At 62.9% G+C, this 14,462-nt stretch carries 15 protein-coding genes; 11 read left to right on the plus strand and 4 right to left on the minus strand.

What is annotated here, in order from left to right; genetic code table 11:
- The first annotated feature begins 66 nt into the window (after positions 1 to 66).
- The 6 genes from mtrA (at position 67) to secA (ending at position 8,460) form a co-directional block, all read left to right on the plus strand.
- The gene (gene mtrA, locus H0194_RS08305; RefSeq protein WP_185175460.1) at positions 67 to 780 is read left to right on the plus strand and encodes an MtrAB system response regulator MtrA; all 714 of its coding nucleotides are present in this window, start codon (positions 67 to 69) and stop codon (positions 778 to 780) included.
- A gap of 84 nt (positions 781 to 864) precedes the next feature.
- The gene (gene mtrB / locus H0194_RS08310) at positions 865 to 2,460 is read left to right on the plus strand and encodes an MtrAB system histidine kinase MtrB (protein WP_185175461.1); all 1,596 of its coding nucleotides are present in this window, start codon (positions 865 to 867) and stop codon (positions 2,458 to 2,460) included.
- Complete coding sequence (gene lpqB / locus H0194_RS08315) at positions 2,460 to 4,193, plus strand: MtrAB system accessory lipoprotein LpqB (protein ID WP_185175462.1); 1,734 nt, start codon at positions 2,460 to 2,462, stop codon at positions 4,191 to 4,193. The genes mtrB and lpqB overlap by 1 nt, the downstream gene beginning before the upstream one ends.
- A gap of 42 nt (positions 4,194 to 4,235) precedes the next feature.
- Positions 4,236 to 4,898, plus strand: a complete 663-nt coding sequence (locus tag H0194_RS08320; RefSeq protein WP_185175463.1) for a ComF family protein — start codon at positions 4,236 to 4,238, stop codon at positions 4,896 to 4,898.
- Between the two features lie 151 nt (positions 4,899 to 5,049).
- Positions 5,050 to 5,721, plus strand: a complete 672-nt coding sequence (hpf, locus tag H0194_RS08325; protein WP_425486427.1) for a ribosome hibernation-promoting factor, HPF/YfiA family — start codon at positions 5,050 to 5,052, stop codon at positions 5,719 to 5,721.
- A gap of 159 nt (positions 5,722 to 5,880) precedes the next feature.
- Positions 5,881 to 8,460, plus strand: coding sequence for a preprotein translocase subunit SecA (gene secA, locus H0194_RS08330; protein WP_185175464.1), 2,580 nt, complete (start codon positions 5,881 to 5,883; stop codon positions 8,458 to 8,460).
- On the opposite strand, the gene H0194_RS08335 is transcribed toward secA, so the two are convergent.
- Positions 8,457 to 8,777 (minus strand): hypothetical protein, encoded by a 321-nt coding sequence (locus H0194_RS08335; RefSeq protein WP_185175465.1) that lies wholly within the window; start codon positions 8,775 to 8,777, stop codon positions 8,457 to 8,459. The two genes, secA and H0194_RS08335, sit on opposite strands and share 4 nt — an antisense overlap.
- A gap of 344 nt (positions 8,778 to 9,121) precedes the next feature.
- Between H0194_RS08335 and H0194_RS08340 the strand changes: the two genes are divergently transcribed.
- Together H0194_RS08340 and H0194_RS08345 are read left to right on the plus strand one after the other, a co-directional pair.
- Entirely contained in the window at positions 9,122 to 9,532 is a 411-nt protein-coding gene (locus H0194_RS08340) for an HAD-IA family hydrolase (protein WP_185175466.1), read from the plus strand.
- A gap of 25 nt (positions 9,533 to 9,557) precedes the next feature.
- Positions 9,558 to 10,061 carry a DUF6912 family protein gene (locus H0194_RS08345; protein ID WP_185176955.1) on the plus strand — a complete coding sequence of 168 codons (504 nt, stop codon included), beginning with the start codon at positions 9,558 to 9,560 and terminating at the stop codon, positions 10,059 to 10,061.
- A 32-nt stretch (positions 10,062 to 10,093) separates the two neighbouring features.
- Here H0194_RS08345 and rsgA read toward each other — a convergent pair whose 3' ends face one another.
- Complete coding sequence (gene rsgA / locus H0194_RS08350) at positions 10,094 to 11,125, minus strand: ribosome small subunit-dependent GTPase A (RefSeq protein ID WP_185175467.1); 1,032 nt, start codon at positions 11,123 to 11,125, stop codon at positions 10,094 to 10,096.
- On the minus strand, positions 11,118 to 12,500 hold the full coding sequence (gene aroA / locus H0194_RS08355) for a 3-phosphoshikimate 1-carboxyvinyltransferase (protein WP_185176956.1): 1,383 nt from the start codon (positions 12,498 to 12,500) through the stop codon (positions 11,118 to 11,120). Before aroA ends, rsgA begins: the two co-directional genes overlap by 8 nt.
- A gap of 28 nt (positions 12,501 to 12,528) precedes the next feature.
- Here aroA and H0194_RS08360 point away from each other — a divergent pair, with 28 nt between their 5' ends.
- From H0194_RS08360 to H0194_RS08370, 3 genes are read left to right on the plus strand one after another with little or no spacing between them, the layout of a single operon-like run.
- Positions 12,529 to 13,224: an SOS response-associated peptidase gene (locus tag H0194_RS08360; RefSeq protein ID WP_185175468.1), complete on the plus strand. Its 696-nt coding sequence runs from the start codon at positions 12,529 to 12,531 to the stop codon at positions 13,222 to 13,224.
- A complete protein-coding gene (locus H0194_RS08365) occupies positions 13,225 to 13,878 on the plus strand; it encodes a sigma-70 family RNA polymerase sigma factor (RefSeq protein WP_185175469.1) in 654 nt (217 codons plus the stop codon). It abuts the gene before it with no gap.
- A complete protein-coding gene (locus H0194_RS08370) occupies positions 13,879 to 14,220 on the plus strand; it encodes an anti-sigma factor (RefSeq protein ID WP_246388861.1) in 342 nt (113 codons plus the stop codon). It begins immediately after the preceding gene.
- Between the two features lie 107 nt (positions 14,221 to 14,327).
- On the opposite strand, the gene H0194_RS11190 is transcribed toward H0194_RS08370, so the two are convergent.
- Positions 14,328 to 14,405, minus strand: coding sequence for a 50S ribosomal protein bL37 (locus tag H0194_RS11190; protein ID WP_425486472.1), 78 nt, complete (start codon positions 14,403 to 14,405; stop codon positions 14,328 to 14,330).
- Positions 14,406 to 14,462: the final 57 nt, after the last annotated feature.

Consider the following 14,462-nt stretch of genomic DNA (forward strand, 5'->3'; position numbering starts at 1 on the left):
CGTGAGGAGTTCGCGGTCTTATGCGGCCGTTCTAGTCAGACAGTGATGGGTAGGAGAGTTGAGGACATGGCGCCAAAGATTTTGGTGGTAGATGATGATCCAGCGATTTCGGAAATGCTGACCATCGTGTTGGAGGCTGAGGGGTTAGAGCCCATCGCCGTGACTGACGGAAACGACGCGCTGCCCACATTTCAGGCTGAGAACCCAGACCTTATCCTGCTGGACCTCATGCTCCCCGGCATGAACGGAGTGGACATCTGCCGTGCCATCCGACGTGAGTCGGCTGTTCCCATCGTGATGCTGACGGCGAAGACCGACACCGTGGACGTGGTCTTGGGCCTGGAATCGGGTGCTGATGACTACATCACCAAGCCGTTCAAGCCCAAGGAGCTCGTGGCGCGCATTCGGGCGCGGCTGCGCCGCACCGACGCGGAGGAGACGGAACTCATTGAGGTCGGAGATTTGCTTATCGACGTCCCGGAGCACACCGTCACCCGTCGCACGGCGTCCGGTCAGCCCGGCGAGGAGATCGGACTGACCCCCTTGGAGTTCGATCTCCTGTTGGAGATGGCCCGCAAGCCTGGTCAGGTGCACACCCGCGAGGAGCTTCTGGAGAAGGTGTGGGGCTACCGCCACGCCTCGGATACCCGCCTGGTGAACGTCCATGTGCAGCGCCTGCGTGCGAAGATTGAACACGACCCAGAAGATCCGCAGATCGTGCTGACCGTCCGCGGCGTTGGCTACAAAACGGGAAAGCTCATGTCCGTCGACGGGGAGTAGAAAGCCATTTTTCAGAAACTCCACAACCTTCGTGATTCCTTCGTAGAAGCGTGGCGCAACTCGCTGCAGGTGCGCTTCATCGGCATGATCTTTGCCGCCTCCACTGTGGTGATGATCATTTTGGCGTACGCGCTGGTGTCCGTGCTGGCGCAGCGACTGGTGGACCAGAAGAAGGACATTGCGAGCCAGGAGATTGACCGCGCCCGAGTTGTCGTGGAGCAGCAGATCAATGCGACAGGCACGGCGAATTCAGTGCAGGTGCGCCTCAATTCGGCGCGGGCGTCATTGACGCAGTTGTCTTCGCAGTCTTCCGACGCCTCGGTGGTCTATGAACCGGTGATTCTCGCGGAAAACGCCGATGGTTCTGTGACCAAGTCGCCCGAGGGGTATCGGATTCCGGAGGCGTTGCGGGAATTCGTTTCCGAAGACCAAATTTCTTACCAGTACACGACCATTGAGCGCTCGGATGGTACGAGCTATAACGCGCTCATCGTGGGCTCGCCCACCGAGGCCGACATTCCGGACGTGCAGGTCTATCTCGTGATGAGCATGGAGAACGAGGAAGCGACCATGGCCCTCATGCGCGGCTTGCTGTCTGCTGCCGGCCTCGTGGTGGTGGTTCTCCTCGTGGGGATTTCCTGGCTGGCCACGCAGCAGGTCATCGCCCCGATCCGTTCCGCCTCCCGCATTGCCCAACGCCTGGCGGCCGGGCACCTGCGCGAGCGGATGGCCGTCGACGGTGAAGATGAGATGGCTCGCCTCGCCATTTCTTTCAACGACATGGCGGAGAAACTCTCCAAGCAAATTACCCAGCTGGAGGAGTACGGCGATCTGCAGCGCCAGTTCACCTCCGATGTCTCGCACGAGTTGCGTACGCCGCTGACCACCGTGCGCATGGCGGCGGATCTCATCGCAGCAGACCCGGATTCTTTGGAAGCGCACCAGCGCCGCGCCTCGGAATTGATGATTACCGAGCTTGACCGCTTCGAAGCTCTCTTGGCCGATCTTCTGGAGATCTCCCGCCACGATGCCGGCGTGGCGGATCTGGCCACCTCCCAGCTCGACGTGCGCTCGTGCGTGCAGGCAGCATGGCAGCAGACTCAGCACCTGGCTACCAAGCTGGGCGTGGATGTGCGCTTTGAGATTCCTGACGCGCCAGTACAAATCAATGGCGATTCCCGCCGTATTGAGCGTGTTCTGCGCAACCTGTTGGCGAACGCGATTGACCATTCGGAGGGCAATCCCGTGGACGTCCGCGTCGTGGACGGCGACAAGGTGATTGGTGTAGCCGTGACGGATCGCGGCGTCGGCCTGAAGCCAGGGCAGGAGGAGTTGGTGTTTAACCGCTTCTGGCGTGCTGATGCTTCCCGCAAGCGCCATTCCGGCGGCACGGGTCTCGGTTTGGCTATTGCCCGCGAGGACGTGGTTCTCCATGGCGGCACCCTTGACGCGATTGGTGAGCTCGGGGTAGGTTCCCGGTTCCGGCTTATCCTGCCCAAGCAGCCCAAGGACGTCTACGAGGAAGAGCCCATTCCTTTGGTGGTCCCGCATTCCACCACGGCACTGCCGGAGTCGGAGACACCCGCGCTCCCGTCGGGAAGCAACTCTTCCGGGGACAGCAAGACTGACGAGCAGGCCGGGATCGTCCGTGGTCGGAAGCCGGAAGTGGAGGAGCAGTGATGTATAAACGCTGGCAAAACCGGGTGGCCGCCACCGTGGCGATCGTCACCAGTTCCTTGGTTTTTACCTCGTGCTCCTCACTCCCGCGAGATTCGAGTCCGCAGGTCATGCGTTCGTATTCTCCCGATGCTGCGGAGACTCCTTCGCTGGGGCCTACGCCCGGCATGGAGCCGGATTTGTTGTTGCGTGATTTCTTCTCCGCCGCTGCTATTCCGGCGGGTGAGTACGCTTCTGCGCGCTCGTTCTTGGACAAGTCCACGGCTGCCAACTGGAACCCGTCTGGACCGACTTTGTTATTGGATCAGATTGATCTGACCACCGTTTCTGGGGAGGACCAGTCCAAGCGCACCTTCGAGGTGCGGGGCACAGTTATCGGCAAGCTGGGCGAGGGCGGCATCTATATCCCTGAAAACGGGGTGTACGAGGCCAAGGTGGAGATGCGGAGAACCGATGACGAGTGGCGAATCACCAGCCTGCCGGAGGGCGTGGCCATCGAACGCACGGAGTTCCGTAATCAGTACCGCCCACACAATGTGTACTTCTATGGCCAAAATGGGCGGGTCCTCGTCAGAGAGCGGCGCTGGCTTTACGACGGCCAGAAGTCCCTCGACACCGAACTGATTACGCTTCTCATGCAGGGCCCTTCGGAGAACTTGGCACCCGCAACGTCCACGGTGGTGCCAGACGGCGCGACCTTCGCCGGTGTGGAAGACGGAGAGTATCGTTTCGCCGGTATGTCTGAGATGGATGAGGAAGCGCGTCTGCGCTTCGCGGCACAGGTGGTGTGGACGTTGTCTAATGCCTCTATCCCGGGACCGTACAAGATTACCGCCGATGGCACCCCGTTGGTGGAGGGGTTGGAGCAGATGACAACTGATGATTTCGCGGACTTTAATCCGGAATCTGCGTCGAGCTCCTTGTCTTCGCTGTACGCCCTCAACGGCGGCAACATCATGCGGGTGGAAGGGGAGAAGGCAACGCCGATCGCCGGGGAATTGGGCTCCAGTGGTGAGGTCCAGTCCGCAGAGATTGACGCCGACGGTCACTTCGCGGTGGTTCGCAAGGATCCGGATGACGACAAGAAGTCGCAGCTAGTCATGGGATCGATGGGCGAAGGTTTGGCGGAATCGGATACGGCCCGCACTATTTCGCGCCCTACCTTTGAATACGACAGCGCCGCGGCGTGGGTGGTGCTCAACGGCAAGAAGGTCGTGCGCGCGGTCCGTTCGTCCACCTCTGGCGAGGTGGCGGAGACCGAAGTCAAGCTTGAGGGAACGGAACAGAACGAGGATATCGAAGGCGAGATTTCCGTTATGCGCTTGTCCGCGACCGGCGCCCGCGTAGCGATGATCGCCGGTGGCCGCGTCTACGTCGGTGTCGTGGTCAAGGAGACGGACGGCGCCTACCGGGTGGTCAATATCCGCGAGCTTGCGAGCGAGCTCGGCGGTTCTGCGTTGTCGCTGGACTGGCGAGTCGATGGTTCCTTGGTGGTGGGTACTTCGACCACCGAGTCGCCGATGTGGCGGGTGGAGCAGGACGGCTCCGCGGTGACCACGCTGCCGTCCGGCAACGTGACGGCGCCGGTGGTGGCGGTGGAGAACTCTATGTCGACGACTTACATCACCGACGCGAGGGCAATTCTCCAGATTCCTGCGGACGAGGCCGAAGTTGCCTTCTGGCGCGAGGTGCCTGGCCTGCAGGGTAAGCGCTCCGCACCTATCGTTGCGAACTAGCTTTCCGCGCGCTGTGCGGTCGGCGCCGGTAGGCTAGGCCGCATGAGCCTTCGGGGGTTGGCGTTAGGGGAATTGGTGTTGCCGCGCGCCTGTGCGGGGTGCGGCCGGGCCGGTAGCGATCTGTGCGGCGCGTGCCGTTTAGCGTTGCGACGTCCCCCGCATCCCGTGCGCCGTCGGCTATTGCTGCCGGCGCCGGTGTGGGCATTGGGACCCTACGGCGGGGCACACAAAAGCGTCATCGTGGCGATGAAAGAGCGTGGGCATCACGCGGCGCGTGAATACGTCGGCGCGGTGCTCGCCGCGGCGCTTGCGCATCTTCAGGCCCGCGGTGAGTTACCCTCCAGCGTTATTCTCGTTCCCGCCCCGACACGAACCCGCTCCGCGCGCCTGCGCGGCGGTGACCCGGTAGAGGCGGTGTGCCGCCACGCGGCGTCGATGAGCGCGCAGGTTCCGGGGAGCGCCATTGAGGTTGCGCGTTGTCTCGTGACGGCGGCGCACGTTGCAGACCAATCTGAGCTTGACGCGGCGGAACGCGTGGAGAACATGCGGGGTGCCGTGCAATTACGGCGCCGACCACCAGCTGGGGTGCCGCTGGTGGTGGTCGATGACGTGATCACCACCGGGGCCACCCTGTGCGCAAGTATGGACACCTTGACCGCCGCAGGTGGTTCCGTGGTGGCGGGGGTAACCCTTGCTGACGCATAATTTTCACAATTTTTATCCCCGTGGCCAGTGCAAAGGTTTGAAAAGTGGAAAAAGTTGACCCCAGTGGCCCAAAGGTTATTACCAGTGGGTAGAATCAGAAGTGTCACAGTCCCCGGGATGGAGTAATTCATTCCACAATCTAAGGGAGGCAATGATGGCCGATCCACAGGTCAACAGCACCGCTCAAGTAACGATTACCGGACGCAACGTGGAGGTGCCTGAGCACTTCCAGGAGCGCGTCACCTCGAAGCTGTCCAAGATTGAGCGCCTAGATCCGACCCTGACGTTCTTCCACGTTGAGCTCCAGCACGAGCCCAATCCGCGCCGCGAGGCGCAGTCCGACCGTATTCAGATCACCGCCACCGGCAAGGGGCACATCGCTCGTGCCGAGGCCAAGGAAGATAGCTTCTACGCCGCGCTGGAAACCGCGCTGGCCAAGATGGAGCGCTCCTTGCGCAAGGTGAAGGTGCGTCGCCAGGCTGCGAAGAGCGGCCACCGCGCCCCGAAGGGCACCGGCGAGCTTGCCGCGGAAATGGTGGCTGAGCAGCCGCCCGTGCAGAAGGAGCCGGAGCAGCCGAAGGAGGAGAACCTCGCCGACCTGTATGCGCCCACCATTGAGGAGCAGCGCCCAGGACAGGTGGTTCGCACCAAGGAGCACCCAGCAACTCCGATGAGCGTGGACGAGGCGCTCAGTCAGATGGAGCTGGTGGGCCACGACTTCTACCTCTTCATCAATGAGGGGAACGGCCAGCCTTCCGTGGTGTACCGTCGCCACGCCTTCGATTACGGTCTCATCACCTTGACCGAGGATGCTGAAGGATAGCTAGCGGCTGACTCTCACGCCCCCGTTTCGCGCCCCTGCTGGGGTTGCGGAGCGGGGTGTACACGTTTTCGAGGCAGCGGGTGCGACCGCCCTCAAGGTAGTGCGTACAATGGTGGGAAGTTAAAAGTTCATCGCGATATAAAAAGGACTTAAATTCACGTGTTAGGACTGAGCAAGCTGCTCCGTGCAGGCGAAGGCCGCACCGTCAAGCGGTTGAAGAAGATTGCTGAAGACGTCATTGCGCTGGAAGGCGATTACGAGGCGCTGACGGACGAGGAGCTCAAGGCGAAGACCGACGAGTTCCGTACCCGGTTGTCTGACGGCGAGGAGATGAATGACATCCTCCTCGACGCCTTCGCAACCGTGCGTGAAGCTGCATGGCGAGTCCTGGGGCAGAAGCACTACCTGGTCCAGATTATGGGTGGTGCCGCCCTGCATTTCGGCAACGTCGCCGAGATGCGTACCGGTGAAGGTAAGACCCTGACCTCGCTGCTGCCGGCCTACCTCAATGCCCTGGAGGGCGAGGGCGTGCACATCGTGACGGTCAATGACTACCTGGCCAAGCGTGACGCCGAGATGATGGGCCGTGTACACCGCTTCCTCGGCCTGTCCGTGGGTGTCATCTTGTCCGAGATGCGGCCTGAGGAGCGCAAGGAAGCCTACGCTTGCGACATCACATACGGCACCAACAACGAGCTGGGCTTTGACTACCTGCGCGATAATATGGTGCGCTCCCTGGACGAGACGGTGCAGCGCGGGCATCACTACTGCATCGTCGATGAGGTGGACTCCATTCTTATTGACGAAGCGCGTACCCCGCTCATTATTTCCGGCCCGGCCGGCGGCTCCTCGCAGTTCTACACTGTGTTCGCACAGCTGGCACCGCGGATGCAGGAGGGCATCCACTACGAGGTGGACCACAAGAAGCGCACTGTCGGTGTGCTCGAAGAAGGCGTGGAATTCGTCGAGGATCAGCTCGGCATTGAAAACCTCTACGCCCCCGAGCACTCCCAGCTGGTGTCCTACCTCAATAACGCGATCAAGGCTAAGGAGCTGTTCGAGCGCGATAAGGACTACATCGTCCGCAATGGCGAGGTCATGATCGTTGATTCCTTCACCGGACGTGTGCTGGCTGGCCGTCGCTACAACGAGGGCATGCACCAGGCCATCGAGGCCCAGGAAAACGTTGAGATCAAGAACGAGAACCAGACCCTGGCGACCGTTACCCTGCAGAACTTCTTCCGTCTTTACGAGAAGATCTCCGGCATGACCGGTACTGCCGAGACCGAGGCCGCGGAGTTGAACTCCATCTACGGCCTGGACGTGGTGCAGATTCCTACTAACAAGCCGAACCAGCGTGAAGATCTCAACGACGTCATCTACAAGACCCAGGAGGCGAAGTTCGCCGCCGTCGTCGACGACATCGCCGAGCACGTCGATCGCGGCCAGCCGGTGCTCGTGGGTACTACGTCGGTGGAGCGTTCCGAGTACCTTTCTCAGCTGCTGAAGAAGCGCGGCATCCAGCACAACGTGCTCAACGCCAAGCACCATGAAGAAGAGGGCAACATCATCGCCCGCGCCGGCCTTCCCAGCAATGTCACCGTGGCCACCAACATGGCCGGCCGTGGTACCGATATCGTGCTGGGCGGCAACCCCGAGGTCATCCTGGACATGAAGCTGCGCGAGCGCGGCCTGGATCCTTTCGAGGATGAAGAGTCCTACCAGGAAGCGTGGGAGCGCGAGCTGCCGCAGGAGAAGGAACGCTCCCAGCGAAAGGGTGACGAGGTCCGCGAAGCGGGCGGACTGTACGTCCTGGGTACCGAGCGCCACGAGTCCCGCCGCATTGATAACCAGCTGCGCGGTCGTTCCGGCCGTCAGGGCGACCCGGGCAAGACTCGTTTCTACCTGTCCATGCGCGATGAACTCATGGTCCGCTTCGTGGGTGCATCCATGGAAAACATGATGAACCGCCTGAACATTCCAGATGACCAGCCCATCGATTCCAAGATGGTGTCGAACTCCATCAAGGGCGCTCAGGCCCAGGTGGAGAACCAGAACTTTGAGATGCGTAAGAACGTCCTCAAGTACGATGAGGTGCTCAACGAGCAGCGCAAGGTGGTCTACCGCGAGCGCAAGTCCATCCTCGAAGCGGCAGACATCAAGGACAACATCCGCGACATGATCGAGGAGACCATCTCCGCCTACGTTGCGGGCGCGACCGCCACCGGTTACGTGGAGGACTGGGACCTAGACGAGCTGTGGAACGCCCTGGAGTCGCTCTACGGCCCCAAGGTGCAGGCCCAGGAGCTTGTCGACGGCACCGAGTACGGCGCCAAGGGTGAGCTCACCGCCGAGCAGCTGCGTGAGGCTTTGGTTGAGGACGCCATGGAGCAGTACAACGAGCTCGAGGAGGCCATCTCTGCGGTAGGTGGCGAGAACCAGATGCGCCAGACCGAGCGCATGGTCATTCTCCCGGTCATCGACCAGAAGTGGCGCGAGCACCTCTACGAGATGGACTACCTCAAGGAAGGCATTGGCCTGCGTGCCATGGCACAGCGCGATCCGCTGGTGGAGTACCAGAAGGAGGGCGGCGACATGTTCCAGGGCATGAATGACGGCATTAAGGAAGAAACTGTCCGCCAGCTGTTCATGCTCCGCAAGCAGCTCGCGGCCGGCCAGGCCCCGGAGTCCGAGGCCGAAGGCGACATCAACCCAGGCACCCCAATCCAGGGCGCCTAGAGGATTCGGAACACCACCACCGCGCCGCCGTGCAGCCGTCCGCTGAAGCCGTGGATGCGCCCGGCGAGCGCGGTGGTACCGAAGAACTCGCCCGCCTCCCGCATGTGGAGGCTTTTGATCTCCGCGCTCACAGTTCGCCGCCGCGGTCCGTATTTGTGGGCCAGTATGCGGTTGCGCTTATGCCAGGCCGCGGCGTGCAGCTGCACGGACTTGGAGTAGCGTCGGGAGTCCAAAGCCTTGGGGAGGCGGTGCCCGCAGGCGACTTCCAAGACCGGCTGCAGTAGCTTGCCGAGGTACCCGTCGCTCCCGCTGGCCACGGACCGCGTCCCTCCCAATCCTAGAGCGTCCTCAGTGGATGGGGAGGCCGGTTTCGTTGGAGCTACGCTGCTGAGCGTGGCCCGGCGCAAGAGGACGTAGCCCGGAACAGGTTGAACCTCTGACGTACGAGTAAGTTCGGTGAACAAGTTCTAGCCCCTTTCTCGCTTGTCTTACAAGCGGATAGGTGGGGGCAGGCGCTAAGGTGGGCGATGACAACCATTGTGGCAAACGCGTCCGCGGCATGCGCCGAGAAACGGTGCGGTTGCCAAACGGAGTTGGCCTCAGAGCATAAAAATAGACCCAAGCACAGACACACGAACACAGACGAGGAAAGCACGGATTCATGCGCGGTTTGATTATTGATTACGTAGGCGTTCTTGATGGACCTGAAGAGGACGTGAAGCGCTGGCAGGAGCTGTTGGCCGCAGCCAAGGCCCAGGATGTGGCCACCGCCATCTTGTCTAACGATCCCGGCGGCCCCGGCGCGGAGCACGTGCGCGAGTGGGAGTACCGCGGCCACGTGGATGCGGTGATCTTGTCCGGTGAGGTGGGTGCTAACAAGCCCGAGCGCGCTGCGTTCCAGGCTGCAGCCGATGCGTTGGAGCTGCCGCTGAATGACTGCGTCATGATCGACGACAACATCATGAACGTTCGTGGCGCCGTGGATAACGGGCTGGTGGGCATCTTGCATACCGCTTTCGAGCGCACCTCCGTGGAGATCCAGGCCATCTTCGACATCGACGGCGAGTTCTAAGTCAGTTATGCCCACCAACGACACCATGCGCGTGTATATCCCCGCGACCTTTGACATGCTCACCGCCCTGCACTCCGACGGCCGCATCGCCGCCCGCGGGGCCTGGGGTTTCGCCGTCACGGACGCCCTCAACGATTTCTATACCTCGGGCGATGAGGAAGAGATTGCCTATGCCGCTTTCTTGCAGGCCGCCGCGGCGTCGTTGCGCCTTCTCGACGCGGGAGAGGAGACCTTCCCACACCGCCGCGTCGTGTTGAGCGTGGACCTGGATCAGTCCCACGTCACCTCCCTGCCGGAGATGGGGGAGTCCGTGGTGAAGTTGGATCCTCCTGTCATCGAACCGAAGGACCTCGCTGCCATCCACATTGACGTGGAGGAATCCGAGGAGGCTACCGCCAAGGCGATCGCGGCTATCGACGCCGCGGATCTTGGCGACGAGGCCGCCGAGCTCACCGTCGGCGATGCCCTAGACAACTTCATGGCTTACTACGACCCCACCGAGCTCCCTTTCCTCATCGAGCTGATGTAGGGCCGGCGCCACGGCAGGCGACGGGGCAATCCCTAATCAGACGCAGGCATCTCCCAGTCGTTGTTGGTGCGCAGGGCCGCCAAAAGCTTGCGCACGGCGTCTCGACGCCGCGCAGAGGCCGTGCCCTCCTCGAGCGCGTCGAGGCCGCACTCGGGGTCGGTAGGGGGACCGAGGTGCGTGCAGCCGCGCGGGCAGTCCTCGGTGGCCTCGGCAAGGTCTTCGAAGACCGCGATGACGGTGTCTGCGTCCACGTGCGCCAGGCCGAAGGAGCGGATGCCGGGGGTATCGATAATCCAGCCCTCGTGCGCGGGGAGGCGCAGCGCCACCGATTGGGTGGAGGTGTGTCGGCCCTTGCCCACGGCGGAGACCTCACCGGTTTCGCGCTGCGCGTCGGGCACCAGGCGGTTGACCAGCGTGGACTTGCCGACGCCGGAGTGGCCGATGAGCGCGGTGATGTGGCCGTTGACGATGCCGTGGACGGCGTCGAGCTCATCGTCGATGCCCGCCTCCACCACGGTGACGTTGAGATCGGCGAACTCCGCGGCAAATGGAGTGGGATCGGTCAAGTCGGTCTTGGTCAGACACAAGATGGGATGCACATTGCCCACGAATGCCGCGATGAGCGCGCGTTCGACGAAGCCGGAGCGCGGTGGCGGGTCCGCCACGGCGGTGACGATGAGCATCTGATCAGCGTTGGCCACCACGATGCGCTCATAAGGGTCGGTATCGTCCGCGGTGCGCCGCAGCACTGACGTGCGTTCGGCGAGTTTCACGATGCGTGCGAGGCTGCCCTCGTTGCCGGAGGTATCGCCGACCACCCCCACCCGGTCGCCGACCTCGATGGCGGTACGGCCCAGCTCGCGGGCGCGCATGCATACGACCTCCGGACCGTCGTCCAGCGCAACGCCCCAGCGGCCGCGGTCCTTGGAAAAGACCATGCCCCACTCCGCGTTCTCGTGGGAGGGGCGCCGCTTGGTGCGCGGGCGCGATCCCTTGCCCGGGCGCGAGCGCACGTCCGATTCGTCGTAGCGGCCGGCGACCTGCGATCGGAAGCGCTTAGTCACGGTCACTCACCGTGTCCTGGCGGTGTACGCCCTGGTGGTGTGCGCCCTGGCGGACCATGGCTTCCCACATGTCCGCGAAGCCGGGCAGGGTCTTGCCAGTGGTGTCAATGTTCTCAACGTCCACGCCCGGTACCCGCAGGCCGATGATGGCCCCGGCCGTGGCCATGCGGTGATCGGCGTAGGACAACCACTGGCCGCCGCTGAGGGGGGATGGAGTAATCGCGATGCCGTCGGGGAGCTCTTCTGCCTTCCCTCCCAGGCGGGTGATTTCGGTGACCAGTGCCGCGAGGCGGTCTGTCTCGTGCCCGCGCAGGTGCGCGATGCCCGTCAGGCGCGACGGGGTGCTGGCGAGTGCCGCCATCGCAGCCACCGTCGGGGTGAGCTCGCCGATATCGCCAAAGTCACGGTCGACGCCGCGCAACGCCCCGGGGGCGGGGCCGGTGACGGTCAAGCGGCCGTCGGCAAGCTCAACCTGGCAGCCCATCTCCTCCGCAATGGAGACGAACTGGGCGCCGGGCTGGGTGGTGTGCTCCGGCCAGCCCGGCACCGTCACCGCGCCGCCGGTTACCGCCGCGGCGGCCAGAAACGGCGTGGCGTTGGACAGGTCCGGCTCGATGTCCCACGTGGCGCCGCGAATCGCCCCGGGGTGCACAGTCCAGGAGCGTTCATCTGCGGACATTTTCGCGGCCACGCCCGCCTGCCGCAGCATGTCCAGGGTCATGGTGATGTGCGGGAGGCTCGGGAGGGACGAGGCGGAATTGTGGATGGTGAGCCCCTCCGGGAACCGGGCGCCGGCCAGGAGCAGGGCAGAGACGAACTGCGACGAGCCGGAGGCGTCGATGGTGACCTCGCCGCCGCGGGGAGCGGTGGGGCTAGGAGTAATGGTGCACGGCAGCGTGTCGCCTTCGACGTCCACGCCGAGTTGGCGTAGCGCATCCAAAACCGGCCCCAAGGGCCGACCGTAAGCCTGTTCGTCGCCGTCGAGTCGGACGGGGCCGTCGGCAAGCGCCGCCAGGACCGGGATGAAACGCATCACCGTGCCCGCCAGGCCGCAGTCTAACTCCGCGCCCCGCAGTGGGCCGGGCTGCACCTTCCATGCTGTGGCGGTGTTGGTTTTATCGCCCACGGCGCCTGATGGGGCCGTGGTGGACGCGTCGCCGTGATCGGTGATGCCTACTCCCATGGACCGCAGCGCGGCGGCCATGAGGTCAGTATCCCGGGAACGCAGCGGACGGAAGATTGTCGATGGAGAGTCTGCCAGCGCCGCTAAGACCAACGCCCGGTTGGTCATCGACTTTGAACCCGGTATCGCCTGTTCGTAGCGGATCGGGGAGTCTGTGTGCGGGGCTGGCCAAAAATTTCCCATATGCACCATCATAGGAAACTGGCCCATAATGGTGGGCATGTGCGGACGTTTTGTCATGTTCTCTGAAACCCTCCTCGATGATGTCGCGACCCTGCCCGGGGTCAACGACGTTAACGTGCCGGAAGGGTTGCCGGGGCCGCGGTACAACATAGGGCCCACGCACAAGGTGGCGGCCATCCGCATCGTGGAAGGGATGGCCACCGTACTGCCCGCGCGGTGGGGTCTGTTCCCGCACTGGAAGAAAGACGAGACCGGCCCGCCGCTGTTTAACGCCCGCGGGGAAACCGTGGCCAGCAAACCCTCATTCCGGGACGCCTTCAGTGGGAAGGCAGGCGGGCGCTGCCTGATCCCCTTGGACGGTTACTACGAATGGCACGACGCCGGTGACGGGGACGGCAAGTACCCCTATTTCGTGCGCCGCGACGACGGGCGGCCGCTCTACGCGGCAGGACTGTGGGCGACGGGCCTGGACCAGTTGTCCGTGACGATGGTGACCACGGCGTCGGCGGCCCCCTTGGAATGGCTGCATGACCGGCTGCCACGCTTTCTGGCTGACGACGAGATGCCAACCTGGCTGGAGGGGACACCGGAGGAAGCCAGAGATCTGTTGGAGCCAGCCCCGGAGCGCGTGCGAGAGCATTTGCAGGCGACAAGGGTGGGCAAAGAAGTGGGCAACATCCGCAACGACTACCCTGAACTTATTGCCCCGCTAGAGAAAGGACAGGTTTCCTAAGTGACGGAATCTGCAAGTTCGAGGCACAAGTTCGAGGAACAGGCGCTGCCGCTGCTAGACCAGCTGTACGGCGGCGCGCTGCGCATGACGCGCAACCCCCAGGACGCCGAGGATTTGGTGCAAGAAACCTACCTCAAGGCGTATTCCGCCTTTGACTCCTTCAAACAGGGGACCAACTTGAAGGCGTGGCTGTATCGCATCATGACGAACACCTACATCAACTCCTACCGCAAGGCGCAGCGCCGCCCGACGGAATCCTCGTCGGAGGAGCTGACGGACTGGCAGCTCTACACCACCTCCGGGCACGACTCCACGGGGCTGGAGTCCGCTGAGGTGGAGGCGCTGAAGGGAATGCCGGACTCGACGATCTCCCAGGCCATGAACGATCTCCCGGAGGACTACCGCATGGTGGTCTACTACGCGGACGTGGTGGGCCTGGCGTACAAGGAAATCGCGGAAATCATGGACACCCCGCTGGGAACCGTGATGTCCCGGCTGCACCGCGGAAGAAAACTACTGCGCGGTGCGTTAAAGGAAGTAGCCCGCGAACAAGGCATCGGACTCAACCACCCAGACATGGCTCAAGATGAGCCCGCTACACAGTCCGCAGCCGCACAGAAAGATTCCGCCGTCACGAACAAGGAGGGGCGCTAGATGAGCACTGAGCGTAATGCCCAGCGAGACTCCCAACCCAGCCCGCACGACCACGATCACAAGGGGAGTCAGCATTCCGGATCTGGCTGCTGCGGGTGTAGTGAGCAGGAAGTGCAGTCGCTGCTGTGCCAGCTCATGGATTATGAGTTGACAGCGCAGCAGGAGGAAGAAATCCGCAAGCGCCTGTGCGAATGCCATGATTGCAACGATCGCCTGGCCTCGGAGGAGCTCATCCGTTCCCTGGTGCGCAAGTGCGATTCGTCCACTGCTGCGCCCGAGCACCTGCGCGAGCGCATCACGGTGCAGTTGCGCTACTCGGAGACCCGCGTCTGGCGGGAGTAGGGCACAGGCGGCGTCCTTCTCGGCGGGGGAGTACAACGCAAAAGGCCTCGGGGCCTGGATGTTGATCCAGGCCCCGAGGCTTTGTCATTTGCTAGGTGCTGCTGCGGTTAGCCGCCGTTAGGGCGCTTACCGTGGTTAGCACCCTTCTTGCGGCGATCCTTGCGCTTACGACCACGCTTGCTCATCGCGTTCTCCTTACAATAATGAGATTGCTAGGTTAATTGAACTCAACTAACTGTAGC

Source organism: Corynebacterium incognita (assembly GCF_014217255.1).
Classification (GTDB): Bacteria; Actinomycetota; Actinomycetes; order Mycobacteriales; family Mycobacteriaceae; genus Corynebacterium; species Corynebacterium incognitum.